A 26,884-nucleotide genomic window follows, 5' to 3' on the forward strand; every position below is an offset into this window, starting at 1 on the left:
CGTCGCTGAGACCAACTGAGAAGCCGGGTCCGTCACTGAGACCAACTGAGAAGTGGTGTCCGGAGCACGTTTCTCAGTCGGCGCTCAATGACGGTGTTCTCTCCAGGGGGTCACGTCCTGCCGGGGGTGATCCCGTACCTCCGGAGCCGTTCGGCCTCGCCGACGCGGCCCAGCCGTCTCAGCAGGTCGATCGCCGCGCGCAGGGCGCCGGGCAGGCCCAGTTCGGCGGCGCGCAGGTGGGCGAGGACCGCTCTCTCCGGCCGGCCGGTCTCGCGCAGCAGGACGGCGATCCAGGTCAGCGCACCGGCGTCACCCGCCTCGACGCGGGCGTTCAGCCAGGTGAGCGCCTCCTCGGCCCGGCCCGACTCGTACATCAGGTCGACCGCGTGGTCCAGAGCGCGAGGGTCGCCGTCCTCGGCGCGGGTCCTGAGCCAGGCGATCGCCTCCTCGGAACGGTTCATCTGGTACAGCAGGGCGGTGAACCGGCCGAGGGCGTCGGTGTCGCCGTGCTCGGCGCGGGATCGCAGCCAGGTGATCGCCTCCTCGGCCCGGCCCGCCTCCTGGAGCAGTTCGACCGCCTTCCACAGGGCGTCGGTGTCGCCGTGCTCGGCGCGGGTCCGCAGCCAGGTGATCGCCTCCTCGGTACGGCCACTCTCCTGGAGCAACTCGACCAGCCGCCAGACGGCGTCGGGGTTCCCCGCCTCGGCGGCGTTCCGGTACGCGGCCAGTGCCTCCTCGGTACGGCCCGTCTCCTCAAGGAGTTCGACCATTCCCCAGCCGTCGCCGGGGTGCCCGGTCTCGGTGGCGCGCCGGTACGCGGCCAGCGCCTCCTCCAGGCGGCCCTCCCGGTGCAGCAGGACGGCCATCGGCCAGTGTGAACCGTCGTTTCCCGCCTCGACGGCGCGCCGATAGGCGGCGATCGCCTCCTCGGTCCTGCCCACCTTCTCCAGCAGGCGGGAGAGCGGGTCGAGCGCGAAGCGGTCACCGGCCTGCGCGCGGGCGTTCAGCCAGGCGATCGCCTCCCCGGCCTGGTCGGACTCCCGCAGCAGGTCGACGGCCTCTTCGAGGGCGAGGCGGTCGCCGTGCTCGGCATGGGTCCGCAGCCAGGCGATCGCCTCCTCGATCCGTCCCGTCCGCCGCAGGAGGCCGATCGATCGCCGGTAGGAGTAGGTGTCGCCGTTCTCGGCGCGGGCGTTCAGCCAGGTGAGGGCCTCCTCGACTCGGCCCGCCTCCTGGAGCAGATCGACCGTCTTGGAGATCGCGCGACGGTCGCCCGACTCCGCGCGGGCGTACAGCCAGGCGATCGCCTCCTCAATCCGTCCCGACTCCCGCAGCAGTTCGACCGCCTCCCAGAGGGCGTCGGCGTTGCCGTCCTCTGCGCGGGTCCGCAACCAGGTGATCGCCTCCTCGGTCCGTCCCATCTCCCGCAGCAGGGCGACGGCCTGCCTGAGGGCGTGGCCGTCACCGGTTCGCACGGCGCGGCGGCAGGCGACGAGCGCCTGCTGTCCGTGGCCCGTCCTGTACAGCAGGGACGCCAGCCACTCCGGGGCGTCGGCGTTCCCCAGCTTCGCGGCGTACCGGTAGGCGATGAGAGCCTCCTCGTAATATCCCGCCCTGTCGAGGAGGGCAGCCGTCCAGACGGGGAGGCCGACGTCGCCGAACCAGCCGTGGGCTCGCGGCCAGGCGATCGCCTCCCCGGTCCTTCCCTCGTCCACGAGCAGGGTGATCGCCCTCCTCGGGGCATCGGGGTCTCCCGCTTCCGCGGCGCGCAGGTAGGCGGTGATCGCCCTCTCGCGGTGACCGGCCCCGTCGAGGACGGCGGCGCTCCGGCCGAGTGCCCACGCGTCGTCCTGCTCGCCGTGGAACCTCAGCCAGGTGAGCGCCTCCTCGGTGCGTCCCGTCTCTCCGAGCAGGGCGATCGCCTGTCGTGGGGCGTCGAGGTCCCCGGCCGCGGCGGCGGCACCGTACAGCAGGAGGGCGTGATGGTAGAGGCCGCGAGTCCGAGCCTGGGCCGCGAGGTGGGGCAGGTCCTCGGGGGCGGCGTGGAAGGCGAGCGCGTCCCACAGGGCGGCGGGGACGGGACGCGTACGGCGCTCGGCGCGACCGAGTTGTTCCAGGTGGTTCGCGAGCCGGTAGCGGCGGGAGGCGGACGGCTCGTCGTGGTGGGGGCCGACGCGGGTGAGGGGGCCGTGGACACCACAGGCGTAGGCGAGGGCCCGTTCGAACCAGTCCCGGGGCAGGGCGCCGTACTCGTAGCCGGTCAGGCAGTCGAACGCGGCGGTCTTCAGGAGGGCGTGGGAGAGGGCGGGGCCGGCTCCCACCCGCCTGGCGTCCATCGCGGTCTCGATCACGGCTCTGGCCGGGGCGGGCGCGTTGCGGTAGCGCTCGACCATGCCGGGCACGCCCGTCAGGTACTGGGTGATCCGGCCGTCGCGGGCCCCGACGTACGCGCGCTCCAGACGCGGATCGCCGTGCGCCGCGCCGTGCACCGCCTCCAGGTGGGAGCCGGTGAAACGGTCGGGGACGTGGATGGCGGCGCCGGTCACCAGCGCCCGTGCCTGGGCACGGGGATCGGCGCCACCCGTGGTGGGGACCTCGGTGAGGGCGGCCCAGTATTCGGGCCACAGGGTGCCCAGGACCAGCACCGGGCCGCGCTCCGGGTCGTCCACCAGGGCACGCAGCCCGGCGGCGACGCGCTCGCCCAGGTCACCCGCCGGGGTGAGCAGGTAGGACTGCGACTCGTCGAGCCATACGACGGTCCGCGGCGGGAGGGAGGCCAGGGCCACGGCGATCGCCTCCGGATGGACGGGATCGGCCGGGTGCCACAGCCGCCACCCACCGGGCAGGAGCCGCACCGCCTCCAGGCAGGCCCGGGTTTTGCCGGTCGACGAGTCGCCGACCAGCATCGCGACCGCACTGCGCCCGGCCACCGCCTGTCGTACGACGGCGGCGAGGTGGTCGTCGTGGGGGCGCGGCACGTAGACGGGCAGGACGCCCATTCCCACGGCCTCCGCGCCCGCGTCGATCGCCCGGTGCACCCCCAGCGAGAACGGGTCGGCCGACGATCTTCGGTGACCCGGCGACCCGGCCGCCGAGGCCAGGCGGGCGCTCCTCCACAGCTCGCGGCCCCGATCGGCGGCGACGGCGGGGTCCCGCCCGGCCAGACGGGCCAGCACGGTGATGACGGCCGTCAGGCCGGCCTGGTCGGAGGGGATCTCCGCCGAGGCCAGCATCCGGCGGACGGTGTCGCGTTCGGGAGCACCCGGGCCGGGGAGTTCGTGGGAGATCTCCCCGGCGATGTCGTCGAGTGCGGGGGCCCCCGCTTCCATGTACAGCTCGTACAGCAGGTCTCTGAGATCACGCAGCGGTCCGGGAGGGACCTGTGAGCGGGTGATCGGGAGCGGTCGTCGTCGTACCCGGCCGTTGTTTCCATCGCCGTTCATCATCTTTCACCGCCACTCATCGCAACTTCATCGCTCGTCATACAGGTTGAGAAAGGCGGCAGTCATCACTAATAAGGTGACAAATATACTTCTGTCGTAAGAAGTAGCTCGATTTCGTGATGTGTGAATCCGCAGCGTGAGCGCGCATCGGCGGGGCTGGCGATCGGGAAAGGCTCCTTTCTGCTGTCTGAGCCAATAAAGAGTATTTAGTCGTTTTTAATGCAAGATCAGGTGATATTTATGGGTTTGGTGTGCTACTCCCGGTCTTTCCCGCGGTGAGGGCAGACGTCCGTCACCGGATTCCTCCCCGATGAGTGCGGGCGTCCGTGACCGGATCCGTCCCCGATGAGTGCGGGCGTCCGTGACCGGATCCGTCCCCGATGAGTGCGGGCGTCCGCCGCCGGATCGGTCTCCGGCGAAAGGGATGTTCGTCGCCGGGCTGATCCTCGACGATGGGGACGTCCGTCGGCGAGTCCGAATCCAGATGTTCTTCGGTGACCCCCGGTCCAGGCCAGGGCGGACGTTCCGCGGTGAGCCGAGCACCCGATCCAGCGGTGCTACCGGCGATATCTGTCGAGCAGCTCGCTCCCGACGTCGACATAGCCGGAGAACAGCCCGATCACATCCCTGAGCCGATCCTGCGCGGGACCGGGACTCACCAGGGCCTCGCCGTCGCGCAGCGCGGCGATCAGGGTCCTGGCCCGCGAATGGCTCGCCTCCAGCAGCGACTCGATCCCTCCCGTGGCCTCGACCAGGAGCCTGCGGCTGCCGGGCTGCGGGATCACCTTCGCGAGCCCCCAGGAGTCCAGCTGCCGTACCGCGGTGCTCACCGCTCCCTTGCTCAGTTCGAGCTCGGCGGCGATCGCGTCGAGGGAGATCGCCTCCTCGGTCACCAGCAGTAGTCCGTAGACGCGGCCGGTCGCGTGCGGGAGGTTCCACGAGGCCAGCAGGTCACCCACCGAGGTGATGAACGCGCGACGCCTGGTCGCGCTCACCGCCGTGCCCGCCTCATACCGAGATCCTACGCAAGAACGCCTCGATCGCCACGTTCACCGCACGAGGGGTGTCCTGGTTGGCGATATGGCCCGCGCCGGGGATGACGACCTCCTCGACGCCCTCGGCCCTGGCCCACCTGGGCATCGCCGAGGCGATGTTGCCGGTACGGTCCCGTTCGCCGCGGATCAGGCACAGAGGTACGGGCGTGCGATAGCCGGGATCCGGGTCGAGGAGTTCGACGGTCGCCCGCCACACCTGGACGAACTCCTGCTTCGACAGCTGGGAGAACGCCCGCCGCGCGTCCGCCCGCGCCTCCTCCGTCGCCGCCGAGGCGTCGGCCATCATGCCGGGAAGGCGTTTGGCGGAGATCATCGAGAGACTCGGCGCGGCCGCCTTCAGCAGCAGACGCTCATTCCACGACAGTGGCGCGGTGTTCCACGTCGAGCCGATGACGATCAACGCTCGGGCGAGGCCCGGATGCCGCCTGACGACGGCCTGGCCGAGGTTGCCGCCGAGGGACTGTCCCACGAGCACGGGACGGTCGAGCGCGAGGTGCTCGACGAGCGCGCACAGGTCCGCGATCGCCCGCTCGGCGGTGAACGGAGCCCCGGCCGGGCGAGAGCGGCCGTGGCCGCGCATGTCCCAGGTGATCACCCGGTATCCCCGGGCACGCAGGTGTTCGCGCTGGGCTTCGAACATCACATGATCGGCCCCCGCGCCGTGCGAGAACACCAGTGGCACACCGTCACCACCGCTGTCGGCATAGCGGAGAGCGCAACCGTGCAGTGAGAGCACCGAGGTTAGATTCACCATTTGCTAAATATAGTGAACATTCCTGGCGGGCGCGCACCGGCCCTCGCGCCCGCGAAGGTCACGGTGATGCCGGAGCGCCCGCGAAGGTCACGGTGACGCCGGAGCACTCGCCGACGGCTCCAACTGGACCTGGGTCTCGGAGTCGGTGAAGCCCACCGAGCGGTACACGCGGATCGCGACGTAGGCCGGGTCGGCCACCATGACGAGCGTGTGCGCGTTCAGATGTTCCAGGGCGTGTCGGCCCGCCGTGTACACGAGGGTTCCGGAAAGGCCGCGGTTCCGATGCGCGGGGTGGGTGTCGACGGCCTGGTAACGCGCGAGGCCCGAGCCGTCGGTGAACAGGCCGAGCCCGGAGACCATGCGGTCGTCCACGAAGGCTCCGAACCACGCGCCGCATCCGCGTTCCTGCAGTCGGCGCATCGCCGCCAGATTGCGCCGTGCGAACACCCGGTATCCCTCGACGTCGGTGCCCGGATTGGTGGCCTCCTGCAGTGCCAGCGCGGCGGCCCAGTCCTCGTCGCCGTCCAGGACGCGGAAGTGAGCCTCACGGTTCGGTCGCGGCGGCGGGTGCACCGCACCGGCCGTCATCACGGTGCTTCGCTCGGCATCGAGGTTCGCCGCGGCGAGCTCCTCCGGCTCGCCCGCGTCGCCGGTGACGCCGTCGACGCCGATGGCGACGTGGCCGGTGTCGGGAAACTCGCGGCGGAAGGTTTCCACCCACGAGAACACCGTTCCAGGGGCCGGCGGGGCGTCCAGCAGGATGAAGTTTCCCCAGTGATAGGTCGGATTGGCGGGCGTCCTGACAACCAGGTAACCCTCGCGCCGGTCGACGGTGCCGCCCTGCAGCCTGAGCAACATCAGATCGCTCCGAAACCCCAACGACCGCACCGTCATGAGTCAGAACATACTGGCACCCCCGCGCCCTCACCAGGCCGCCGGCCCGCGGTGGCCACTCTGGCGAGATGTGATCGAGGCCGCTCGAACCGGGATCCCGATCCGAGCGGCCTCGATCACGCGGAACCGGTGACGGAGACGAAGCCGGAACCCGGCCGGTAGTCGGGGGACTGGTGCCTGAAGTAGGTGTTGTAGACCTGGCAGTAGTGGCCGCCGCGGGCCAGCAGCGTGGTGTGGTCGCCCTCCTCGACGATCCGGCCGTGATCCAGCACGATGATGCGGTCGACGTGCTCGATCGTGGAGAGCCGGTGGGCGATGACGATGGAGGTGCGCTCGGCCAGCACCCGGTCCAGGCCCTCCTGGATCTGGGCCTCGGTCAGCGGGTCGACGCTGGCGGTGGCCTCGTCCAGAACCACGATCGCCGGATCCTGGATGAGCAGGCGAGCCAGCGCGACGAGCTGGCGCTGGCCCATGGACAGGGCGCGGCCGTGCTCGCCCACATCGGTCCGCAGGCCGTCCGGCAGGGCGTCGATCCAGTCGCCCCCGCCGACCGCCGTGGCGGCGGCGAGCACCTCCTCGTCGCTCGCCTCCGGCCTCGGATAGCGGATGTTGTCGGCGACGGTGCCGCTGAACAGGAACGGAACCTGTGGCACCGCGCCGATCTGCCGCCGGTATCCGGCCAGGTCGAGCGTGCGGACGTCGCGATCGTCGATCGTCAACAGGCCGTCCTGGAACTCGTAGAACCGGGTGATGAGCTTGCTGAGCGTCGACTTGCCCGCCCCGGTGTGGCCGACCAGCGCGACGCTCTCGCCCGCCTCGATCGTGAGGTTGAAGTCCCGAAGGACGGTGCTTTCCGCTTCGTAGCCGAACCTGACGTCTCGGAACTCGATGCGGCCCGCGAGCCTGCCGACCGGCTGGGGATCGGTCTGCACCACCCGGGGTGGCGCGTCGATCAGGGCGAACACCCGCTCCGAGGCGGACAGGCCCTGCTGGAACTGCGACCAGAACGCGGCGATGGAGGTGAGCGGGAACCAGAAGAGCGCGACGCCCTGGAGGAAGAGGAACCAGTCGCCGCCGGACAGAGCGCCGCCGAGGACGGCGGTGCCGCCCAGCTGGACGAGCGCGACCGTGGCGAGCCCGGCGACGACGAAGAGAACGGGGAAGATGCCGGAGAAGACGAAACCCTGTTTGAGCGTGACCTGGTAACTCTGCCGGTTGATGGGGCGGAACTCGTCGTAGACCCGCTGCTCCTGGCGGAAGTTCTTGGCGACGGTGATCCCGCCCATGGTCTCCTGCAGGGTGGCGTTCACCCGGCTCAGCGAGCGTTGCGCCTGGCGGGTGCTGCTACGGGCGACCCGCCGGAACAGCAGGGCGATGCCCATCACGATCGGCGCCACGAGAAGGGTCAGCAGGGCGAGCTCGACGCTGCGCAGGAAGAGCATGACCGTGACGAAGCCGACCATCAGCACCTGGCTGATCAGGTCCATCGTCAGGGTGGAGACGGTGGCGAAGTCGTCGGTGTCGGAGGTGACCCGACTGACGATCTTGCCTGACGGGGTCTCGTCGTAGAACGACAGGTCACGCTTGAGCACGGCGTCGAACGCGTCCTCGCGCAGGCGCAGGACGACGTCGCCGGTGACCTTCGCGCTGTGCCACTGGCGAACGAAGTTGAACAGCCAGCCGAGCACGCCGGCGATCAGCAGACCCGCGGTGAGCTGTGGGCCCACGTCGGCGATCGTGCCGTCCTCGATCCCGTCCACACCCCAGCTGACCAGCAACGGCATCGCCGCCTGGCTCAGCGAGAACAGTACGATCATGACCGCGACCAGGATCATCGATCCGAGCTTCGGCCGGAAATAGGACAGGATCCGGCGAAGGAGCTCACGATCGCTGTAGCTGCGGTCGTAGTCCTCGGCGTCGAGGCCGTCCATGAGGAAGCCCATCAGCCCTGCCCTCCCTGCTCGCCCGCGAGGACCACGGCCGGATCGATGGTGTCGCCGGTCACGTCGGCCTCGTCGTAGTGGGAGAAGATCCGCCGGTAGAGGCGGCTCCTGGAGAGCAGCTCGTCGTGCGTGCCGTAGTCGACCAGCTCGCCTCGGCGGAGCAGCAGGACCTTGTCCGCCCACCGGATCTGGGAGAGCCTGTGGGTGATCAGCAGGGTGGTGCGCCCGTCGAGAAGGCGGCCGATGGCCCGCTGGATCCTGTCTTCCGTGGCGGAGTCGATCGCACTGGTCGAGTCGTCGAGCACGAGGATCGCCGGATCCGTCAGCAGCGCCCGTGCGATGGCGAGGCGCTGGCGCTGGCCGCCGGAGAGGGTGATGCCGCGCTCACCGATGACGGTGTCGTAGCCGTCGTCGAGCTCGCCGATGAACTCGGCGGCCTGAGCCTCCTCCGCCGCCCGGACGACGGCGTCCCGCTCCACTCGCTGGCCCAGCCCGAAGGCGATGTTCTCGGCGACCGACCGGGAGAAGAGCACGATGTCCTGCTCGATGGTGGAGATCTGGGAGCGCAGCGAGTCGAGGTCCCACTCGCGTACGTCCACGCCGTCCACCAGGATCCGGCCCGCGGTGACGTCGTAGATCCGGGGGACCAGCTTGGTCAGGGTGCTCTTGCCGGAGCCGGTCTCGCCGACGATCGCCACGGTCTCGCCCGGCCTCACGGTGAACGTCACGTCGCGCAGCACGGGATCGTCGTCCCCGTAGCCGAACGTCACGTTCTCGAAGACGATCGATCCGCTGATCGGCGCGGTGTGGCCGTCGTCGGGTTGCCGGAGCTCGGTCTCGGTGTTCATGATGCTCAGGATCCGGCGGGAGGACACGATGCCGATCTGGACCAGCGAGAAGGTGAAGATCGACATATTGGTCGGGAAGCCCAGCATGGCCACCAGACCCATGAAGGCGACCAGGTCGCCGATCGTGATGGCGCCCGCCGTGTGCAGGTGGAGGCCGTGCCAGAGCGAGCCGGCCATCGCGAAGGCGAAGAGCAGGGTCGGCAGGTAGCGGGCCTGGACCAGGCCGTTGTGGACGAAGGAGTCGCGGTAACGCCGCGCGCGTGTCTGGAACCGCCGCCGCTCCTGGCCCTCCTGCGCGGTCACCTTGATGACCTCGATGCCTCTGACCGCCTCGTTCAGCCCGGCGTTGAGATCGCCGAACTGCTCTCGCATGCGGGTCGCCACGGGGTTGAGCCGTCTCATGTAGTGCCGGAGCGCGAAGACGAAGACGACCGCGAAGACGCCGGGCACCAGCAGCAGGCGAGGATCGATCGCGGCGATGAAGACCAGGGGCACGAGGCCGGTCAGACCGGAGTCGACGATCAGGTCGATGCCAGGACTGATCATGGTGGAGAGCTGCCGGATGTCGTTGGCCGCCCGTGCCATCAGGTCGCCGACCCGCTGCCTGTTGTGGAAGGTCTGGCTCTTGCCGAGCAGGCTGACGTAGAGCTCGTCCCTCGCGTCCCGCTCCAGTCGCTTGGCGAGGACCTCGCTGGCCAGGCGCGCGACGACGTCGAAGAGGCCGCGGGCGAGCACGATCGCCAGCAGCGCCAGCGAGATCATGCCCAGTGCCCGCGCCCCGCCGCCGTCCTCGCTCAGGACGGCGTCGAAGGCCTCGCCGGTGAACCCGGGGACCATGGCGTTGAGCACGACCATGATCAGTGATGCGCCGAGGAATCCGACCAGCTGGAGCGGGTGACGGCGAACATGGGACCAGAGCCAGCGCACCGGCCCCCGCCTGTCATGCGGGCGGCCGGAGACGGAGAACTCCGAACTACTGGTGGTCACAGCTCGCCCCCGAGCACGTTGAGGATGAAAGTCGAACTTGCTTTCTATCACCGGGCGCCGACACTTTCCCACGCATTTTCTCGCCCCCGCATGTCGCGGGTGGCGGCCCGCCGACCGGGTCCCGGCCGGGTCCTCTGGGGCCAGGTCAGGCGGGGCCTGAAGGTCGGTCGCGGGTCTCGCCGGGCTTGGTCAGGTTGGCCGACATCCGCGTCAGGACGTCGATCGTGGCCAGATACTCCTCGGCGCTGATTCCCTCGGTGAGGCGGGCGCGGTCGGTGTCCACCCGCCGTCGCAACTCCTCGTGCGCCCGGATCCCGGCGGCGGTGAGGGAGAGCCGCTCCGCTCCTTCCAGCCAGCCCCGCTCGCACAGATCGTCCACGAACGGGCGCAGGGAGGGGAACCGGTCGTCGAGGAAGGGGGCGAGGGCGGTGTCGAGACCGGCGAGGGTGGGGGAGTCGACGGCGACGACGTTCAGCACCTGCCAGTGGCGGCGGGTCAGCCCCTGGTCGGCGAGGAGGTCGTCGAGAGAACTCTCGACGAGGCCGTGGAGGTGCTTGATCCAGTAGCCGATGGGACGCCTCTGGCCGGTGATCCGGGAGGTGTTCACGGTGCCGCCTTCCCTGCTTATCGATCTTCGGTAAATACATGTTCTTTGACAATAATATGTATTAATGCATGTATCATCGAGAGATGGAAGACCCTCAGGTGGTCGCCGTCGAACGGGCGATGGTGGCGATCCGGCGCAGCCAGACCCGCCGAGCCCTCCAGCGCCTCGCGGGTGACGTCGAGCTCGACCCCGCGCTCTTCGGGGTGATCGACGTCGTGGAGGAGGAAACGGAGGCCGCGACGGTGACCTCCGTCGCGGGCCGGATGGGCGTCGACCAGCCCCGTGCCAGCCGCCTGGTGGCCAGGGCCGTCGAGGCGGGGCTGGTTCGCAGGGTGGCCGACCCGGCCGACGGCCGCCGCAGCACGTTGGAACTCACCGAACTGGGTGTCGGGCACGCCGAGCGGGTCCATCGCTTCCGCCGCGAGATCTTCGACGCGGCGATGCGTGACTGGTCCGAGTGGGAAAGGAAGGAGTTCGCCCGCCTGCTCACGGCCTTCGTCGCGGAACTGGGCCGACGCCACAGGGAAGGCTGACCGCGCTGACCGCGCTGACCGCGCTGACCGCGCTGACCGCGCGACGGCGCGGGAAGGGGCCGAGTGTCTTCTCGAATGTCGGTTGCGGATCCGCGGTGTGCCGGTTTTTCTTCCCGTCGAATGTCGGTGATCGACTCGCGAACTGTCGGTTTTTGTTCTCGTCACATGTCGGTTGGGCCCCCACGCCATGCTGCGGGGAGAGGCGCACATCCACCTCACTTCACTGAGAAGGGGACCAATCCGCCGTCCCGAGGCAACCTGATCGACGGGATACGCATGGAGCAGGCATGCAGTCTGAGATCAGGAGTGTCGTGGAGAAACCGCCGCCGGAGCCTCACGCGGCGACCGCTCCGGCCGACGCCGTCGTCACCGATTTGTTCATGACCCACCGTCTCGGCCTCGTCCGCTTCGCCTTTCTGCTGGTGGGGGACCGGGAGACGGCCGAGGATGTCGTGCAGGACGCCTTCGCGGCGATTCACCGCCGGTGGAGCCGGTTGACCGACCACGACCAGATGCTCCCCTATCTGCGGACGGCGGTGCTCAACGGGTGCCGCATGGTCCACCGGCGCCGAGTGATCACTCGGCGTTTTGGTGGTGACCGGAAAGCGCCGTTCTGGTCCGCGGAGGCCGAGGTGTTGCTCGGGGAGACCAGGCGAGAGGTGTTCCTCGCCGTTCGAGCACTGCCGCGCCGTCAGCGTGAGGCGGTGGTGCTGCGCTACTACCTCGACCTGTCGGAGGGGGAGATCGCCGAGGTGATGGGGGTCAGCCGCGGAACGGTGAAGTCGTCCACGTCCCGAGCCCTCAGGACGCTCGCCGCGAAACTGGAGGAGGACCGATGACCCCGCAGACCGAAGACCGGCTCCGTGACGCCTTCGCCGCCGGTGCCGAACTGGTGGGCGCCGAGACTCTGCGACCCGCCGACCAGGTGCTACGACCGAGGGCCGCTCGTCGCCTTCGTGGTTCCCTCCGTATGGCTCCGCTGCTGGCCGCACTGGCGGTCGTGGTGGTGAGCGTCGCCGTCGGGGCCGGGTTGCGCGGTTCGGGGGCGGTACAACCCGTGACGGAAGCTCCGCCCGGCCCCGCCTTCCTCCTGGTCGCGGGGAACGACGGGTTGACGGTCCGCGACGCCCACAGCGGTAAGGTCACCGACCGGGTTGTGATGCCTCGATCCCCGGAAGGGAGCACCCGGGGTGTGCGCGGCGGATATCTGCTCGCCGGAACCGGAGAGGGCAGAACGTTCTACGTCGCCCAGAGTGTGCTGTCCCGTCAGACGGCGGTGGGCACCACGTGGTTCCACCGGATACGGATCGACGAGCGGGGAAAGGTCACGGAGTTGGCACGCGACGTGATCTCCCCGGTGACCGGTACGGCCGCGTCCTCTCTCGCTGTCACCGACGACGGCACCCGACTGGCCTACAGCGTCGACGGTGAGGTGTGCGGCAAGGACGCGACGCTGCGCTTCTGCCCCGGAGCACGGCTCACGGTCGTCGATCTGCCCACCGGGAAGACACGTACCTGGACGACGAACGCCACCGGCGACCTTTGGAGCCTGTCGTGGGCGGCCGACCGCCGCACGCTGGGCTTCGTGACCATGTCGCAGGCCCGGGTCCTTGACACGGCCGCCGCCGGTGACACGCTCAAAGCCGGTCGGACGGTGTTTCAGGGGGTGGACGCCCCGGATGCCGCGACGATCAGCCCGGACGGTCACAGGATGCTGGTCGGCCGCAGGCATCTGTCCGACGGCCGGGGACCGCACCGCTACACGATCGAGGAGTACTCCGTCGTGGACGGCCGGAAGATCCGCACGCTGTTCGGCGCGGAACACGCCGGCAGGAGCATTCCCCGGTGGAAGCTGTTCCAGTACGACGCCACCGGACGCCACCTGCTCTTCACGGGAAACTTCTACCCGCTGAGCAGGCTGGACGAGAACGGACAGGTGACCGTCCTCGTTCGTCAGGAGCCCCTGGACTCCCTCGGGGCCCCGCAGGAGATGTCGGCGGCCTGGTAGCGACGGCCCGTCCCAACCCATGATCGCGAACCACGCGGACCCACCTGGAGGGGGCGGCTGAGAACCGGGTGACGGAGAAATTTCGTTGGCCGCGACAAGGGGCGACCCAGCGCCTCCCGGCGGGCTCCGGTGTACCGGGTCACCGCCGGGAGGCGCTGGGTCGATTCGTCACCCGGAGGTCACTGCCAGCTGTCCAGGCGGCAGCCGTCGGTGGTCTTGCCGTTGTTGCAGTGGTTGAGCTGGAGGGCGTCGAGCTGGTAGGCGAAGGTCTGGCCGGCGGGGCTGACCACCGAGATCTGGACGCTGGCCGCTCCGGTCGGGGCGGTCGCCCTGTGCCGGTATTCCGTCCAGGTGCTGGTCAGCGCGGTGCTCGGACCGTCACTGCTGGAGATCAGGGTGTTGGACGAGTTGTACCACGACAGGCGCAGTTTCACGTTGCCGGAGGTGGCGGTGGTCATCTTGGCGAAGAACTTGTAGGTCTGGCCGGCGGTCACCGCGGGTTTGCGGGTGACCGATACGACGCCGTCGGCGTGCGACTGCACGTTCATGGTGAGCGACCGGCGGCCGTCGTAGTGCTTGGCCGAGATCTGTGACGTCGGGCCGGGCGGGGTCACCTGGATCCAGCCGCCGCCCGAGACGCTGAACCCGGTCGGGGTGGAGTACGGCGCGTCGGCTTCGACGGTGCGTTCCTGCGCGGTCAGCAGGTCGTTGCTGTAGCCGATGTCGCAGCAGGTGGGGGTGGTGAAGTAGGGCCAGGCCGCGACGTTCACCTTGCGGGTGTCACCGGCCTCGTTGCCGGTGTAGAAGGTCGCCGTGGTCTCGCTCGGGTCGTAGTAGTTGTTGAAGTCATGGTCCAGCTGCCAGTCGTAGACCTGGCTGGACATGACGTCGGGATAGCTGAGGTAGTCGATGGTCTCGGTGACCTTGGGATGGTCCACGTAGAAACTGTCCGCGCCGAGGTGGATCAGTTCGTGCAGCATGGTGGCGCTGGACCATTCGTCGGCGGTCGCCGCGCACGTCGTCGTGCACCAGGCGGTCGCGGTCCCGTTGAAGTCCTCGAACACCACGTACTTGCGGTTGGCGTTGTCGTATCCCGCCGCGCCGAGATCATCGGTGATCTTGTCCACCGAGGTCTCGCCGCCGATCACGCCGGCCTCGATCTTCTCCGGTATCACCAGCGCGCGGGCGTAACCGGAGTAGGTGCTGGTGTCGTAGCCGGTGCGGCAGCTCAGTTTCAGGTGCTGGTCGTAGTCGGTGGACTCGTCCAGTTCCAGGTCCATCCGGTCGACCAGCTTGGCGATCTGCTCGACGTGGGTCTCGTAGTTGTTCCCTCCGCCGTCGTGCCAGGCGTAGATCACCTGGATGGCCGGGGTGCTCCCGCTCGCGTCCTTGGGGTCGGACAGCGTTGTGGTGCAGCCACGCTTGGGCACGTTGGCATCCACCGGCAGTGTGTACGGACCGGTGGGTTCGTTGATGTACGGCGGTGCGAATGCGGCCACCGGACTCGCCATTGTCAGAACGACGAGTCCCCCCGCGGCGATCGCCGACATGATGCGACGCAGTTTCAGTGACAAAGGTGCCCCTCCCGTTGAGAACCCATGATCGGGAGAGTAATCAGCGCCACGGACGAAACAAATACCTCATTGCAAACATTTTCAGACTTATGAATAAACGTGCAGTCTTGCCCTGGTATCGGAGGGGCCGTAACCGAAAGTGCAATACCGATAACGGTTTCGGTTGATCATCTTTTTCTGACAAAAATCCCGACAAAGCACCTTAAATGGATTTAATTACTCATGTCAAGAAAAAGGATGATTTGTGAATTTTGTACCATATGACGGAGTCGACGGACCGGCAACCGGCCGGCATCGCGTCGATCCGGTCGCGTCCTTGCATCCATCTCACGATGTTCTCCGGCTCTGAATCAGGGGGTGGAGGGGCTTGCTCCGCAGGGACGTCACGAACGGATCGCCCTGGTCGGCGTTCCACGACGCCGGGGAGATCCGGCTGATGTTCACCTCGCGGCCGAGAAGGTGTTCCGCCGCTCGTGCCGCGTCGTACAGCCCGTCCTCGTCCGGGGAGCCCACCTGTACGTTATGACCCCTGCTGGAAGACATAGAGCTGCCGGTAATCCTGTGTTCGGCCAGAACAGGGCCGTACACTGCGGTTATGAGCGCGATGCGTGAGGAACTCCACCTGCTGGTGGACGAGTTGCCGGAGAACCGGGTGTTGCCGGTGCTCGCGCTCGTCAGGGAGAACGTGTCGTCCTCCCGTCGGAGGGAGAAGGCCGCGGTGGCTCTGGAAGCCATCCGTGACCGGATGCGCGGGGTGACCGGGGTGGACGAGGAGTTGGACCGGCTCCGGGACGAGCCGCGTGGCTGATGCCTACATCGTCGACACCGGTGTCTTCCTTCGCTGGTTCGTCGATCAGCCAGGATTCGAGCACGCCCGCGAAGTCCAGGAGGCATTCCTGGACGATCTCGTCGGACTGGAGACAGCGGACTTCGCCCGGATCGAGGTGGCCGGAGTGCTGCGGAAGAAGGGACTTCTGGCGGGTCGCCTGACGGCGGAGGAGTTCGCAGCGGCCGTGCGTGTCATCGACGATCTCGGTGTGATGGTGCACCCGATCGGTGCCGACCACCTGGAACGGGCTGCCGGCCTAGCCGTACGGCTGACACTGCGCATGTACGACGCCGTCTTCGCTCAGCTGGCGCTTGATCGTGGAGTCCCTCTGCTCACGACGGACGCCAAGCTCTGTCACGCGGTCGAGGGCGTGGTGAAGACCGAACTGCTCAAAGGTATGAGAGAGGTCTGACCTCGTCCGTGGTCATCGAGGCCGATCATGGCCGCCAGGAGCCGAAGCGAGAGAACCGTCGGGAGTTTCCCGCACCTCATCGTCTGTGCGGCTCGGTACGAACGGGCGATGCCGGTCCGGTGGAAATCGGAATGTCCACCGGACCGGTTCGCGGGTACCCTGCGCGAGGACCTTTTGAAAGGAAATCGTCGTGGGGCACGTTGAGGTCGGGCAGCCCACTTACAAGCCATGACCCCTTTGGGGTGTCTCAGTACGGGTTCATCTGGTCCAACACTTTGGCGGCGAGGGCTATGAACTGCTCGGCTTTCTCCACGTCCCGCATGACGTCGTCGGGAGTGATCTCCGGTGTGTCCGGACGCGGATATTCGGCGCTGTTGCGACGGCGGCGCATCCGGTCGAAGGAGCGGAGTGCCTGCCCGAGCGGGGGATCCAGTTGAGCCGTCACCGCGTCCAGCACCGTGAGGTGCCCGCCCCGGCTCGTGGCACGCAAGCCCTGATTCTCCAGGATCGACGCGAGAGCTTTCCGTGAGGCGTCGTAGACGAGTTGGTAGGCTCCGGTAGGGTCCGTCCTGACACCGCTACGGGCGAGAGCGATGTGCCGTTCGGCCTGGGTGAGCATGGCATCGGCGTGCTCTCGACTCGGTGGCACCCGCTCCAACTGGCCGGCGGACAGCATCGCGTCGATTCGGTCGCGTCCTTGCATCCATCTCACGATGTTCTCCGGTTCCGAATCAGGGGGTGGAGGGGCTTGCTCCGCAGGGACGTCACGAACGGATCGCCCTGGTCGGCGTTCCACGACGCCGGGGAGATCCGGCTGATGTTCACCTCGCGGCCGAGGAGGTGTTCCGCCGCTCGTGCCGCGTCGTACAGTTCGTCCTCGTCCGGGGAGCCCACCACGAGGACGTCGATGTCACGCGGGGGCGGCCCGGCCTGGTTCGCGTGCCGGGCGGCCCAGGAGCCGTAGATGTACGCCTCGTCGATGTTCTGGATCGGCCGGAGGAGGCGCGGCAGGACGGCTGCCGGGCCGAAGGTCACCGCCAGCAGGTCGGTGAGCGGCCTGGCGACGATCGTGTCGGTGTCGGCGCGGATGAGGCGGAGGTTGCCGTACCGTCTCTCCCGGGTCAGCCCGGCGGCGGCGAAGCGGTCCATCTCGCGGCTTACGGTCGGCTGGGATACGCCTGTCCGTTTGGCGAGATCGGTCGTCGAGTACTCCTTCTCCGGGTGAAGGTACAGCCAGGCGAGCAGTTCGCCCACGGCGTTGGACCGGAACACGGGAAGCAGCAACGGCGGAATGTCCCTCATAGATGAATAGTACTATGCATCTATAGCATACTTGCTACTCTGGGTAGCCGTTTGATTTCAAATCACTCCTGTTTTTGGAAGTGGAGGACTGCCCCGTAGTGGCACCGATCGCGATGCCGTGTCGTACCAGCGGAATCCAGATGCCCATAGGCGAAACCGGCGGGTACCCTGCGCGAGGGCCTTTTGAAAGGAAATCGTCGTGGGGCACGTTGAGGTCGGGCAGCCCACATGCAACCTATGACCCCCATGAATTCGAGAGTTTGATTACCAGTTCTCGGAGTTGAACCTCTCCAGGTCGTGAGCGCTTTCCCAGGAGGCCGCCTCCTCGTCCTCGGCCTCCTCGCGCTGACGCCGGCGGTTGGCGTACTCGGCGGTGCTCAGGGTGTTGGCGCGGACTCGCACGAACTTGTCCTGCCTTCTGAGTAGCCGCTGCTTCTCTTGGCTGACCTTGGCCTGAAGTACGTCGGTGGTGACGTGATCCGCGTTGTGACCGTGGCCGTCCCAAGTGCCTTGGTCGATCCATGTCGTACGCAGCTCGGCCGTCTGCCCCCGCCGATCTCGGTGACGAGGTTGTCGCCGACCATCCATCCCCCACTTTGAGGGCCGCGGCAGTCGATCGTCCTGGACATGCATGGCGAGTACCGAAGTAAGCGATCGTCGGTCACGGTCTCAGGTTCTCGTCAGCTCTGATCGAAGCTGTCACCCTCTCCGTTTTGTCCATATTTTGGAGCACATTCTCTAGCTGCCTTCGGGTGGTCAATGTGGAGGGGTGTTCGGTGCCCAGCACCCGCTCCTCGATCGTGAGGATCTCGCGGTAGGCCTGTTCGGCCTCGGCATACCGGCCCTGATTCCCGGCCGTCTGCGCTATCGCGTACCGGGTGGTCAATGTGGAGGGGTGTTCGGTGCCCAGCACCCGCTCATAGAGGGCCAGTACCTCGCAGTAGGCCTGCTCGGCCTCGACATACCGGCCCTGGGCGGCTATGGATCGCATCACCATGTAGGTGGTGTACGCGCTGGAGGTGAGGACATCTGTTGGAGTGTGAGCGTCGGTGCCGGTCACCTGGAAAAGGTGTACGGCGTGTGGGGTGAGGGCCTGCCAGAGCGGCCATGCTGAGGGATTTTCGGGAAGGTCGGTCTGTTCGCTGTCGGCCGCCGCCTTGAGCAGTCGAGTGGCCAGGGTGTAGAAGTCGGAACCTGCGGGGCCGTGGCCGTGGTTGGAGAGGTTGTGCAGGCCGGTGTCACGCACCAGTGGATGCAGGGTCACTGTGGGCGGGCGCGCCTGTTGGTCGAGGTCGACGAGGCCGAAGCGGGCCAGATCGTTCAGGGTCTCCCAGAGTTCCCCTCCGGTAATGCCCTCCAGGAGCGGTGAGGTGTTCAGCTCGGCGGGGGAGAGCAGAAGTTCATAGGGAACGGGGGCGTCGGCCAGGTGCGCCAGCAGCCGCAGCAGCGGGCGAGCGTGGTGGCGCCCAGTCTGGGTCAGCTGGTTGAGAGTGTGCTCCCACGGCCATTCGATGATCGTGCGGGCGTCGTCCTGGGTCAGATGTCCTGCCGTGACCTTCCACAGGCGGGGCCGGTGCGTTATGAGCGCCCGGTGGTAGTCGGTGAAGGAACGCGGCGGCAGGACATCGTCCTCGTCGCTGTCCAAGAAGGCCTCCGGCACCATACGGACGGCGGCCAGATAGGCGCCCACCAGGCGCAGCCCCAAGGGCAGGCACCCCAGCAGGCGCACCAGTTCCGCCGCGTCCTGGGAACTGCCGGCCTCGGCTCCGGCGTAGTCGCGCAGAACCTGCGCCGCGTCCTCGACCGTCAGCCGGGGGACCGCATGCAGCCGGGCTGAGGGCCCCCATCGGCGGGGATGACCGTCGCGGCTGGTGATCACTGTCAGGCCGGGCGTTTCGGTGACCGGCCTGACCCAGCCCGTGCCCTCGGCGACGGTGTGCCGGTCGATGTCGAGCACGCCGTGCTCGTCGGCGTTGTCGACGACCAGCAGCCACGGCCGGTCCCGCCGGGCCAGGCGCGTCCACAGCAGGTCGGCTCCGTCTCCGGCGGCGATGGCCTCGGCGGGCACCCCGAGGCGGCGGGCGAGAGCGTGCATGGCCGCGGTCAGCCGGGCCGTGTCGTTGGCGCTCACCCACCAGACCTCGACGCCCTGCGCCCTAGCCTGCATGGCGGTCTCCAGGGCGATGCTGCTCTTGCCGCACCCGCCCAGCCCATGCAGGACGTGCACCGATCCGTGCGCGGCCGGGTCGGCCAGGGCTTGCTCCAAGGCGAGCAGGACCTTATGGCGGCCCCGCAGCGGAAACCGGGTGTCGCGGCGTCCTGCGGGAGGCTCCAGCGAGATCGCCGCAGCCGAGGCCTGCCGGTCGTAGAAATTGTTGTACTGCACGCCGCTGCCCTGGACGGGCATCTGCGAGCGGTCGTAGGCGCGGGCGCGGGCGTGGACCGACGGCTCCGCGTCCGGCTTCGCCGGCGGGTCCGGCTCGGGCGATGGGGTGGCGGTCACCGGGGGGAGCCGAAGGTGTTGGTCTGCACCCCCTGGCCCTGCACCGCCTGCTGGGCGTGATCGAACGCCTGGGCGTTGACCTGCACCGCGCCGGAGGCCGCCACGGGCACCTTCTCGGCGAGAAAGTCCAGCACCTCCCGAAACTGTGCCTCGCGTTCCGGTTCTTCCTCCAGGAGGTCGGCGAATCGGGTCCGCCATGCCGCTTCCTGGGCGGCCTTTGCTTGCTCCATCTGATCGGCGGCGGCCGAGGTCAGCTCTTGGCGACTGCGCTCCAGCCGGAGCTCCTGCCGGGCCTCCCGCTCGGCGTCCCCCCTGCCCAGCAGCTTGCCGAAGCGCGTCTTCACCTCGGTCCACGCGTCGGTGGTCATCGCCGTCACCAGGCCTGTGCCGGCAGCGGCCGCCAGTGCCGCCAACGCCTCGTTCAGCATCCGCCTCCCACCTCTCTGCTTTTCTTGCCCCCGGATATCGCCGCCTGTTACTTCTCAATTACCTCATGGTGCATTGAAGCGGGCGAGTTTCCAGAAAAAACGGCACCAGAATGTCACTCTGTCCTATGGGTCATTCGATTTTGGTCATCACGGGGTTGGGCGGCGATCCCTTGAACGGACACGGTGGCGTTCACCTCGCCGCACCTCAACCCCCATGACGGGAGAGAACGCGTTGTCCGCACGAGGTCGCCCACGGCTTCCGTCCGCCCCTTATCCCCCGCGGGCGGAGGTCGGTGATCGAGGGCGGGCCGAACAGATCGTGAAGTCGGCGCCTCCCCGGCCACGGACTCCGCTCCGATATGCACGTACGGCGTCGCGACACGGAAAACGAAATGTCCAAAAGATGGGCGGGCGGGTACCCTGCGCGAGGACCGAGGAAGGGAATCGCTGGTGGCACACGTAGAGGTTGGTCATCTGACATACGTTCTGCCGGATGGGCGGCCGTTGCTGGACGACGTGTCCTTCCGGGTCGGCGAGGGGGTCAAGGCGGCGCTCGTCGGACCCAACGGGGCGGGCAAGACGACGCTGATGCGGCTGATCGCGGGCGACCTGCAGCCGGTCGACGGGAGCGTCGCCAGTTCCGGTGGCCTGGGCATCATGCGGCAGTTCATCGGCAGCATCCGCGACGGCAGGTCCGTGCACGACCTGCTGGTCAGCGTCGCCCCGCAGCGGGTGCGGCAGGCGGCCGAGCAGCTTGAGGCCGCCGAGCTCGTGATGATGGAGCGCGAGGACGAGAAGGCGCAGATGCGCTACGCGCAGGCCATCACCGACTACACCGACGCGGGCGGCTACGACATCGAGGTGCTCTGGGACACCTGCACGATGGCCGCCCTCGGCATGCCGTACGACGACTGCAAGTATCGCGAGGTCAACACGCTGTCGGGCGGTGAGCAGAAGCGGCTGGTGCTGGAGGCGCTGCTGCGAGGACCCGACCAGACGCTGCTGCTCGACGAGCCGGACAACTACCTGGACGTGCCGGGCAAGCTCTGGCTGGAGCGGGCGCTGCGCGAGACGGCCAAGACGGTGTTGCTGGTCAGCCACGACAGGGAGCTCCTGGCCAACGCGGCCGACCGGATCATCACCGTCGAGTCCGGCAACATCTGGGTGCACGGCGGAGGGTTTCGCACGTACGCCCAGGCGCGCAGGGAGCGCAACGAGCGCCTCGACGAGCTGAAGAAGCGCTGGGACGAGGAGCACGCCAAGATCAAGCGTCTGGTCCTCATGCTGAAGCAGAAGGCCAAGTACATGGACACCATGGCCGCCGCGTACCACTCGGCCCAGACGAGGCTGCGCAGGTTCGAGGAGGCCGGGCCGCCGGAGGCGGCGCCCAAGGAGCAGTTCATCAGCATGCGGCTCAAGGGCGGCCGGACCGCGAAGCGGGCGGTGATCTGCGAGAAGCTGGAGCTCACCGGCCTGATGAAGCCGTTCGACCTGGAGATCTGGTACGGCGAGCGGGTCGCGGTGCTGGGTTCCAACGGCTCGGGCAAGTCGCACTTCCTGCGTCTGATCGCCGGGGAGGAGGTCAGGCACACCGGTGTGGCCAGGCTCGGCGCACGGGTCGTCCCCGGCCATTTCGCCCAGACGCACGCACGCCCCGAGCTCATCGGCCGGACGCCCTGCGAGATCGTCATGACCGAGCACGCCCGGCTCAAGAACGAGGCGATGAAGGTGCTGTCCCGTTACGAGCTGGCCGGGACCATCGCCGAGCAGCGCTTCGAGACGCTCTCCGGCGGCCAGCAGGCGAGGCTGCAGATCCTGCTGCTCGAACTGTCGGGCACCACCCTGCTGCTGCTGGACGAGCCGACCGACAACCTCGATCTGGCCAGCGCCGAGGCTCTTCAGGAAGGGCTGGACGCCTTCGACGGGACCGTGGTCGCCGTCACCCACGACCGCTGGTTCGCCGATGACTTCGACCGGTACCTGGTCTTCGGCGCCGACGGAAAGGTCTACGAATCATCCGAACCGGTATGGGACGAGGCCAGAGTGGTCCGGCAGAGGTAAAGACTCCGGCCGTTTCCGGCGTGTCCAGGTGGGCCGGGGACCGCGGGCCGGTTATCACGGCTAGGTGACGCACAGCACCCGAATCGTCGGCGCCCTCGCCCTCCTCCTCATCGGATGCGCCGGATGCACCGAAGACGAGCAGACGAAGCAGGCCGCCGCGCTCCAACCGCTCGCGGTCAGGGAGCAGGCCTCCTCCATCGTCAAGGGTGACGATGGGTATGTGGTGAATTGGGCAGGAGTGCTGGCCAACACCAACCCGTGGCACTTCGGCGAGCACGTCGTGGCCACCGTGGTGGCCAAGAACTCCCAGGGCAAGGAGGTCGTCCGGCTCGAACAGCCGCTGGACGCCGTACCCCCCGCGGGGACGCTCCCCTTCACCGGCCAGGCGGTGACCCAGGACAAACCGGCCACCGTGAGCATCACGTACCGTCCGGCGCACTGGCACCAGGCGGGCCGGATCGTCTCGGCGTTCCAGCCCTTCCCGATCCGCGAGGTGCTGACCGACCGCACCGCCGACGGCGACTACCTCGTCACCGGCTACGTCGGCACCCCGTACGTGATACCGGCCCGCAGCCTGGCCGTCACCGCGCTCCTGCGCGACAAGCGGGGCAAGCTGCTCGGCGGCGGGAGCACGTTCGTGGACAACGTCCAGGCGGGGCAGAAGCGCCGGTTCATCATGCAGATCAAGAGTGTCCAGAACACTCGCGACATCGCCTCCGCCGAGGTGAGCGCACGCACCTGGGGATCGAGCAGCCGTCCCTTCGAGCAGCTCGCCCTCGGCGGTTCCCTGCCGCTGAACACGGTCAAGCCGAAGATGCCCCCGTTCGCCAAGGACCGGGGCAGGCAGGCGCCCCTCGCGGGTGCCGGCCACCCGTGAGTGATCGCCGAACGCCCTGACGGCCCGTGGTCGCTCGTCCGTGATCAGCCGGGTGTTCGGCACCGTCCGCCCGTGGTCGTCCGTCCGTGGTCGCGGGAGATTGGTCATCGTTCGCCCGTGATCGTTGGACGTTCCGGCCGTCCGCCCGTGGTCGTCCGTCCTTGGCCGCGGGGCCGGACGCCCGCGGTCGGGAGACCTTCCACAGTGCTCCGATATGCACGCTCAATTCGGGCTATATGGTCATTCTCTGGTATTTATAATTGTCATTCACGTCAGATTCTTACTTGATTCGATGACATTTCAAAGACAATCGAAGTTGCCGTCCGTGAAGTGCTGCACTCGTGGTTACTCAGCGCTTACCTTCGATTACATGACTGACGGTGCCCTGGTCGCAGCGCTGTGCGCGAGGAGTCCCGGAGCCCTCGCCGATCTCTACGACTCATACGCGGAAAGCATCTACCGATACTGCCGTTCGATGCTCGCCACCTCCGGCGCCGCCGAGTCGGCGCTCCTCGACACCCTCATCGCCGCCGAGGCCCATATTCACGCGCTCACCGACGCCCGTCGGCTGGAGGCGTGGCTGTACGCACTCGCTCGGGGGGAGTGCGTACGGCGTGATCCCGACGAGGGGAACGGCCCGCAGGACCCCGCTCCGGCGGTCGCCGCCGGAGACGACGCGGACCTGCGGGTGATGGCCTGGAACGCCACGCGGAGCCTGTCGCCCGACGACCGGGAGATCCTCGACCTGAGCTGCCGCCACGGCTTCGGCCCCATCGACCTCGCCGCGGTGCTGGGCGTCACCCCCAAGGCCGCGGGCGCGCTGTACGAGTCGGCGAGGGAGCGCCTGCGCGACGTCGTCACCACGGAGGTCCTCGTCCGAAAGGGGCCCTACGACTGCGCGAGCCGGGCCCGCATGCTGACCGGCCTCGGCGGCGAGCTCACACCGGAGGCGCGTGAGCGGGTCATCCGCCACGTGAACCGCTGCGACACCTGCGCCCCGCACCGGGTCAGGCAGGTCTCCGCGGCGAAGGTCTACGACCTGCTCCCCCTCGCCGCGTTGCCGCCCACGCTGCGCGCGTGGGTGATGAGTCACTTCACCGACCCCGAGCGGGTCTCCTACCGGCGCGACGTCGCCGATCGAGCCGGTCCTCTCGACGGTGCCGGGTTCCCCGTCGGCAGGATTCGCGGGAGCCGTCGCAGGCCCTACGCGCTCGCCGGCGCGGCGGCCGCGGTCGCCGCGGTGACGGCGCTGGCCCTGGTCCTGGTCCAGGCGGGGATCGGGTCGCAGGGCACGGGTTCCGATGCCGCCTCGGACGCGTTCCCGGCGGTGGTGGAGCCTTCGGACTCCTGGAGACCAGGAGAATCCCGGCGAGAGGGCGCGCCCGTGACGTCGGAACCCGTCGGGGAGGGGGCGACCGTCGAGCGGATCGGTTCGCTCGGGGTGACGGAGCCGGTCAGTGCCACCGGACCCGACCTGCGGAGCGACCGGCGGCCGGGAGTGCCGGGCCCGGTCGGTCACCGGGGGGAGAGCCGGTCTCGGCAGCCGGGTGACGAACCTCCGGGCGAAGGGCCACCCGGTCCGGTCGGTGACGGGTCGTCCGGCGAAGGGCCTGCCGACGAAGGGGCATCCGATGACGGGTCGCCGGGTGATGGAGCGGCCGACCGTCCGGCCGCTCCCGAGGAGAGCCTGGTGCCGCCCCCGTCGCCGGTGCCGCCGGGGGCCCCCGGGATCGGCGCGCCGGACAGGCACCACCCATCCCGTGATCACCATGGACACTCCTCCCGCCGCTGCCGGACTCCTCATCGGCCGGCGACCCCGGCGCCCCCGTGGACGGCACCAGGCTCTCCTCGGGAGGACTCGGCACCTCCGCGGGCGAATCCAAGGCCACCGGGCGACGTGACAGGCCCGAGGGGAGAGCACCGGCCTCCGCGCATGGCCCCGACACCTCGGCGGACCGACTTGAGGCCCCCGCGAGCCGACGCGAGACCTCCGCGTGCCGAGCCCGGACCTTCGCGAGCCACGTTCACCCACCCGCGACGTTCGCGTGCCAACCCCGACCACCTGACGTCCGGCCGGGGGCAGGCCTCTGACGATTTCCGGCCCGCGTCCACCGGTCCTGGACGGACCGGGGAGGGGGCGGGTCCGGAACGGATCGCGACCAGCGCGGATCGCGGGCAGACCCCTGTCGGCGAGGATAGTGTGGCGGGCGATGACTACGGTGAGTAAGTGACATGTGTGTGCAGAGTGACGAACGGGAATGCTGAGGTAGGCCGCCTGGCGCGCGGTGACGCGTCGCGTCGCGTCGTGCCGCGTCGCGCGGACAAGACCGCGACGCGTGGCCGGACCGCGAAGAGGCGGTGACAAGGGGGACTCCGGGGGGAGACGCATGCATTCAGTCAGACGGCGCCGTCATGCCGCCGCGGTGGCGGGCCTCGCCTGTTGCCTGATCGCCGGGCCGGGGCTCCCCGCCGGCGCTGTTCCCGGCCGGCCGGGACCGGCCGACGACGCCGTACGGGGCGGCGTACCGGCTCCGTCGGCGGGTGAGGTCGCCGAAGCGTGGGCCGTCGCCCGCGAGCGCGGTGAGAGGCTCGGCGCGACCACGGTCCAGGTCGCCGAGGCGCAGGCCAGGCTGGAGGAGCTGGTCGCCGAGGCGGAGCGCCTCGTCGAGTCGTACAACGGGGAGCTGGTCAAGACGGCTCGCGCCAAGGAGCTCGCGGAGCAGGCGGCGGAGCGGGCGAGGACGGCGGGCGTGGAGGTCGGGGAGGCCCGTGAGGCGGTGGCCGCGATCACCGCTCAGAGCTACGGCGGTCTGGACATCACCCAGCCGATGATGGCGATGATGACCGACAGCGGCGGCCCCATGGACGACGGCTATCTGCGCCGGGCCAGCATCCTGGCCCACATGGGCGGAGGGCAGGCGGAGACGCTCAAGCAGCTGCGGGACGCCCAGGAGGTCTTCGCGATCCTGAAGGCGCAGGCGGACGACGCCTACACCGAGCGACAGGAGGCGCAGGCGAGGGCGGAGGAGGCGAAGCTCGCCGCCGAGGAGGCCGTCGCCGAGCAGGTCGAGGAGACCCGGCGGATCAAGGAGGAGCAGGCTCGGCTGGAGAAGCTGGCCGACGAGGCGCGCGACGCCGCCGACCTGCTCGCCAGGAGGCGCGAGGCGGCCCTGGAGCAGGCCAGGATCGCGAGGGAGAGCGCCGAGCGCGCTCGACAACAGGCCGCCGCGGTGCGCCGGGAGGCGGCGCGGATGGCGGTGGCCTCTGGAGAGGCCGCTTCGCGCTGGGCGCTCAATGTGACGGCCGGTTCCGCCAGGGGCGACATCGCCGCCGACTGGGCGCTCACCCAGCTCGACAAGCCGTACGTGTGGGCGGCGGCCGGGCCGTCCGCCTACGACTGCTCGGGGCTGACCATGCGGGCCTGGGAGCGGGTGGGGGTCGCCCTGGACCACTGGACCGGCACCCAGTGGACCGCGGGCCCGCACGTGCGGCTCAGTGAGCTCCAGCGAGGTGATCTGCTCTTCTACGGGCAGATCACCGGCGATCCCGGAGACATCCACCATGTGGGGATCTACGTCGGCCGAGGGCTGATGGTGCACGCCCCGCAGACGGGGGACGTGGTGAGGGTCGCGCCGATGTGGCGTAGCGATCTTGTCGGCGCGACCCGTCCCACGTGACGACCGGCCAGAGGACGACCGGCTGAGCGGTGACCGGTCGGAGGGCGACCGGTCGGGGAGTGACTGTTCGGGGGGCGAACCGTCGGGGAGTGTGAGTCGGTCAGAGGATGATCGGTCAGGGGGCGAACGGTTGGGGAGCGGGCTGAGGA

At 68.7% G+C, this 26,884-nt stretch carries 22 protein-coding genes; 9 read left to right on the forward strand and 13 right to left on the reverse strand.

Annotated elements, in window-relative coordinates; all coding sequences use genetic code 11:
* Positions 1–110 precede the first annotated feature (110 nt).
* The 7 genes from ACFY3V_RS28060 to ACFY3V_RS28090 form a co-directional block, all read right to left on the reverse strand.
* Positions 111–3,443 (reverse strand): tetratricopeptide repeat protein, encoded by a 3,333-nt coding sequence (locus ACFY3V_RS28060; RefSeq protein WP_389777705.1) that lies wholly within the window; start codon positions 3,441–3,443, stop codon positions 111–113.
* A 557-nt stretch (positions 3,444–4,000) separates the two neighbouring features.
* Positions 4,001–4,438, reverse strand: coding sequence for a transcriptional regulator (locus ACFY3V_RS28065; RefSeq protein ID WP_350941579.1), 438 nt, complete (start codon positions 4,436–4,438; stop codon positions 4,001–4,003).
* Positions 4,439–4,451: 13 nt separating this feature from the next.
* A complete protein-coding gene (locus ACFY3V_RS28070) occupies positions 4,452–5,252 on the reverse strand; it encodes an alpha/beta fold hydrolase (protein ID WP_389777708.1) in 801 nt (266 codons plus the stop codon).
* A gap of 87 nt (positions 5,253–5,339) precedes the next feature.
* Positions 5,340–6,110 carry a GNAT family N-acetyltransferase gene (locus ACFY3V_RS28075; RefSeq protein WP_350941576.1) on the reverse strand — a complete coding sequence of 257 codons (771 nt, stop codon included), beginning with the start codon at positions 6,108–6,110 and terminating at the stop codon, positions 5,340–5,342.
* Between the two features lie 152 nt (positions 6,111–6,262).
* A complete protein-coding gene (locus ACFY3V_RS28080) occupies positions 6,263–8,089 on the reverse strand; it encodes an ABC transporter ATP-binding protein (RefSeq protein WP_362898031.1) in 1,827 nt (608 codons plus the stop codon).
* A complete protein-coding gene (locus ACFY3V_RS28085) occupies positions 8,089–9,924 on the reverse strand; it encodes an ABC transporter ATP-binding protein (RefSeq protein WP_362898029.1) in 1,836 nt (611 codons plus the stop codon). The genes ACFY3V_RS28080 and ACFY3V_RS28085 overlap by 1 nt, the downstream gene beginning before the upstream one ends.
* A gap of 145 nt (positions 9,925–10,069) precedes the next feature.
* Positions 10,070–10,531 carry a MarR family transcriptional regulator gene (locus ACFY3V_RS28090; RefSeq protein WP_362898027.1) on the reverse strand — a complete coding sequence of 154 codons (462 nt, stop codon included), beginning with the start codon at positions 10,529–10,531 and terminating at the stop codon, positions 10,070–10,072.
* 83 nt (positions 10,532–10,614) lie between these two features.
* On the opposite strand from ACFY3V_RS28090, the gene ACFY3V_RS28095 reads away from it, so the two are divergent.
* From ACFY3V_RS28095 to ACFY3V_RS28105, 3 genes are all read left to right on the forward strand, one after another.
* Positions 10,615–11,064 (forward strand): MarR family transcriptional regulator, encoded by a 450-nt coding sequence (locus ACFY3V_RS28095; RefSeq protein WP_362898025.1) that lies wholly within the window; start codon positions 10,615–10,617, stop codon positions 11,062–11,064.
* A gap of 287 nt (positions 11,065–11,351) precedes the next feature.
* Complete coding sequence (locus tag ACFY3V_RS28100; RefSeq protein WP_362898023.1) at positions 11,352–11,903, forward strand: SigE family RNA polymerase sigma factor; 552 nt, start codon at positions 11,352–11,354, stop codon at positions 11,901–11,903.
* Positions 11,900–13,072, forward strand: coding sequence for a hypothetical protein (locus ACFY3V_RS28105; protein WP_362898021.1), 1,173 nt, complete (start codon positions 11,900–11,902; stop codon positions 13,070–13,072). Before ACFY3V_RS28100 ends, ACFY3V_RS28105 begins: the two co-directional genes overlap by 4 nt.
* Positions 13,073–13,251: 179 nt before the next feature.
* Here ACFY3V_RS28105 and ACFY3V_RS28110 read toward each other — a convergent pair whose 3' ends face one another.
* Positions 13,252–14,571 carry a hypothetical protein gene (locus ACFY3V_RS28110; protein ID WP_389777713.1) on the reverse strand — a complete coding sequence of 440 codons (1,320 nt, stop codon included), beginning with the start codon at positions 14,569–14,571 and terminating at the stop codon, positions 13,252–13,254.
* A 670-nt stretch (positions 14,572–15,241) separates the two neighbouring features.
* Between ACFY3V_RS28110 and ACFY3V_RS28115 the strand changes: the two genes are divergently transcribed.
* Both ACFY3V_RS28115 and ACFY3V_RS28120 read left to right on the forward strand, forming a co-directional pair.
* Complete coding sequence (locus ACFY3V_RS28115; protein ID WP_362898017.1) at positions 15,242–15,454, forward strand: hypothetical protein; 213 nt, start codon at positions 15,242–15,244, stop codon at positions 15,452–15,454.
* Positions 15,447–15,887, forward strand: a complete 441-nt coding sequence (locus tag ACFY3V_RS28120; protein WP_362898015.1) for a type II toxin-antitoxin system VapC family toxin — start codon at positions 15,447–15,449, stop codon at positions 15,885–15,887. Before ACFY3V_RS28115 ends, ACFY3V_RS28120 begins: the two co-directional genes overlap by 8 nt.
* Positions 15,888–16,134: 247 nt before the next feature.
* Here ACFY3V_RS28120 and ACFY3V_RS28125 read toward each other — a convergent pair whose 3' ends face one another.
* The 5 genes from ACFY3V_RS28125 to ACFY3V_RS28145 all read right to left on the reverse strand — a co-directional run bounded on the left by ACFY3V_RS28125 (position 16,135) and on the right by ACFY3V_RS28145 (position 20,120).
* A complete protein-coding gene (locus ACFY3V_RS28125; protein ID WP_389777716.1) occupies positions 16,135–16,590 on the reverse strand; it encodes a hypothetical protein in 456 nt (151 codons plus the stop codon).
* A 5-nt stretch (positions 16,591–16,595) separates the two neighbouring features.
* The gene (locus ACFY3V_RS28130; RefSeq protein ID WP_389777718.1) at positions 16,596–17,189 is read right to left on the reverse strand and encodes a MarR family transcriptional regulator; all 594 of its coding nucleotides are present in this window, start codon (positions 17,187–17,189) and stop codon (positions 16,596–16,598) included.
* A gap of 264 nt (positions 17,190–17,453) precedes the next feature.
* Complete coding sequence (locus tag ACFY3V_RS28135) at positions 17,454–17,591, reverse strand: hypothetical protein (RefSeq protein WP_389777720.1); 138 nt, start codon at positions 17,589–17,591, stop codon at positions 17,454–17,456.
* Positions 17,592–17,850: 259 nt separating this feature from the next.
* Complete coding sequence (locus tag ACFY3V_RS28140) at positions 17,851–19,692, reverse strand: tetratricopeptide repeat protein (RefSeq protein WP_389777722.1); 1,842 nt, start codon at positions 19,690–19,692, stop codon at positions 17,851–17,853.
* On the reverse strand, positions 19,689–20,120 hold the full coding sequence (locus tag ACFY3V_RS28145; protein WP_389777724.1) for a hypothetical protein: 432 nt from the start codon (positions 20,118–20,120) through the stop codon (positions 19,689–19,691). The genes ACFY3V_RS28140 and ACFY3V_RS28145 overlap by 4 nt, the downstream gene beginning before the upstream one ends.
* Before the next feature lie 450 nt (positions 20,121–20,570).
* Here ACFY3V_RS28145 and ACFY3V_RS28150 point away from each other — a divergent pair, with 450 nt between their 5' ends.
* The 4 genes from ACFY3V_RS28150 (at position 20,571) to ACFY3V_RS28165 (ending at position 26,735) form a co-directional block, all read left to right on the forward strand.
* Positions 20,571–22,181 (forward strand): ABC-F family ATP-binding cassette domain-containing protein, encoded by a 1,611-nt coding sequence (locus ACFY3V_RS28150; protein ID WP_389777726.1) that lies wholly within the window; start codon positions 20,571–20,573, stop codon positions 22,179–22,181.
* Between the two features lie 64 nt (positions 22,182–22,245).
* Complete coding sequence (locus tag ACFY3V_RS28155; protein WP_362898012.1) at positions 22,246–23,058, forward strand: hypothetical protein; 813 nt, start codon at positions 22,246–22,248, stop codon at positions 23,056–23,058.
* Between the two features lie 370 nt (positions 23,059–23,428).
* Positions 23,429–25,285 (forward strand): RNA polymerase sigma factor, encoded by a 1,857-nt coding sequence (locus ACFY3V_RS28160; RefSeq protein ID WP_389777728.1) that lies wholly within the window; start codon positions 23,429–23,431, stop codon positions 25,283–25,285.
* Positions 25,286–25,445: 160 nt separating this feature from the next.
* Positions 25,446–26,735: an NlpC/P60 family protein gene (locus ACFY3V_RS28165; RefSeq protein ID WP_389777730.1), complete on the forward strand. Its 1,290-nt coding sequence runs from the start codon at positions 25,446–25,448 to the stop codon at positions 26,733–26,735.
* Positions 26,736–26,884: the final 149 nt, after the last annotated feature.

It is taken from the genome of Streptosporangium sp. NPDC000095 (assembly GCF_042899335.1).
GTDB lineage: Bacteria > Actinomycetota > Actinomycetes > Streptosporangiales > Streptosporangiaceae > Streptosporangium.

Bases quoted from the DNA above. Each gene is read 5' to 3' on its own strand.
- ACFY3V_RS28105 (WP_362898021.1), top strand. From the start codon at position 11,900: ATGACCCCGCAGACCGAAGACCGGCTCCGTGACGCCTTCGCCGCCGGT.
- ACFY3V_RS28130 (WP_389777718.1), bottom strand. From the start codon at position 17,189: ATGAGGGACATTCCGCCGTTGCTGCTTCCCGTGTTCCGGTCCAACGCC.
- ACFY3V_RS28165 (WP_389777730.1), top strand. From the start codon at position 25,446: ATGCATTCAGTCAGACGGCGCCGTCATGCCGCCGCGGTGGCGGGCCTC.
- ACFY3V_RS28060 (WP_389777705.1), bottom strand. From the start codon at position 3,443: ATGAACGGCGATGGAAACAACGGCCGGGTACGACGACGACCGCTCCCG.
- ACFY3V_RS28145 (WP_389777724.1), bottom strand. From the start codon at position 20,120: ATGCTGAACGAGGCGTTGGCGGCACTGGCGGCCGCTGCCGGCACAGGC.
- ACFY3V_RS28075 (WP_350941576.1), bottom strand. From the start codon at position 6,110: ATGTTGCTCAGGCTGCAGGGCGGCACCGTCGACCGGCGCGAGGGTTAC.
- ACFY3V_RS28160 (WP_389777728.1), top strand. From the start codon at position 23,429: ATGACTGACGGTGCCCTGGTCGCAGCGCTGTGCGCGAGGAGTCCCGGA.
- ACFY3V_RS28070 (WP_389777708.1), bottom strand. From the start codon at position 5,252: ATGGTGAATCTAACCTCGGTGCTCTCACTGCACGGTTGCGCTCTCCGC.
- ACFY3V_RS28095 (WP_362898025.1), top strand. From the start codon at position 10,615: ATGGAAGACCCTCAGGTGGTCGCCGTCGAACGGGCGATGGTGGCGATC.
- ACFY3V_RS28080 (WP_362898031.1), bottom strand. From the start codon at position 8,089: ATGGGCTTCCTCATGGACGGCCTCGACGCCGAGGACTACGACCGCAGC.
- ACFY3V_RS28115 (WP_362898017.1), top strand. From the start codon at position 15,242: ATGAGCGCGATGCGTGAGGAACTCCACCTGCTGGTGGACGAGTTGCCG.
- ACFY3V_RS28125 (WP_389777716.1), bottom strand. From the start codon at position 16,590: ATGCAAGGACGCGACCGAATCGACGCGATGCTGTCCGCCGGCCAGTTG.
- ACFY3V_RS28100 (WP_362898023.1), top strand. From the start codon at position 11,352: ATGCAGTCTGAGATCAGGAGTGTCGTGGAGAAACCGCCGCCGGAGCCT.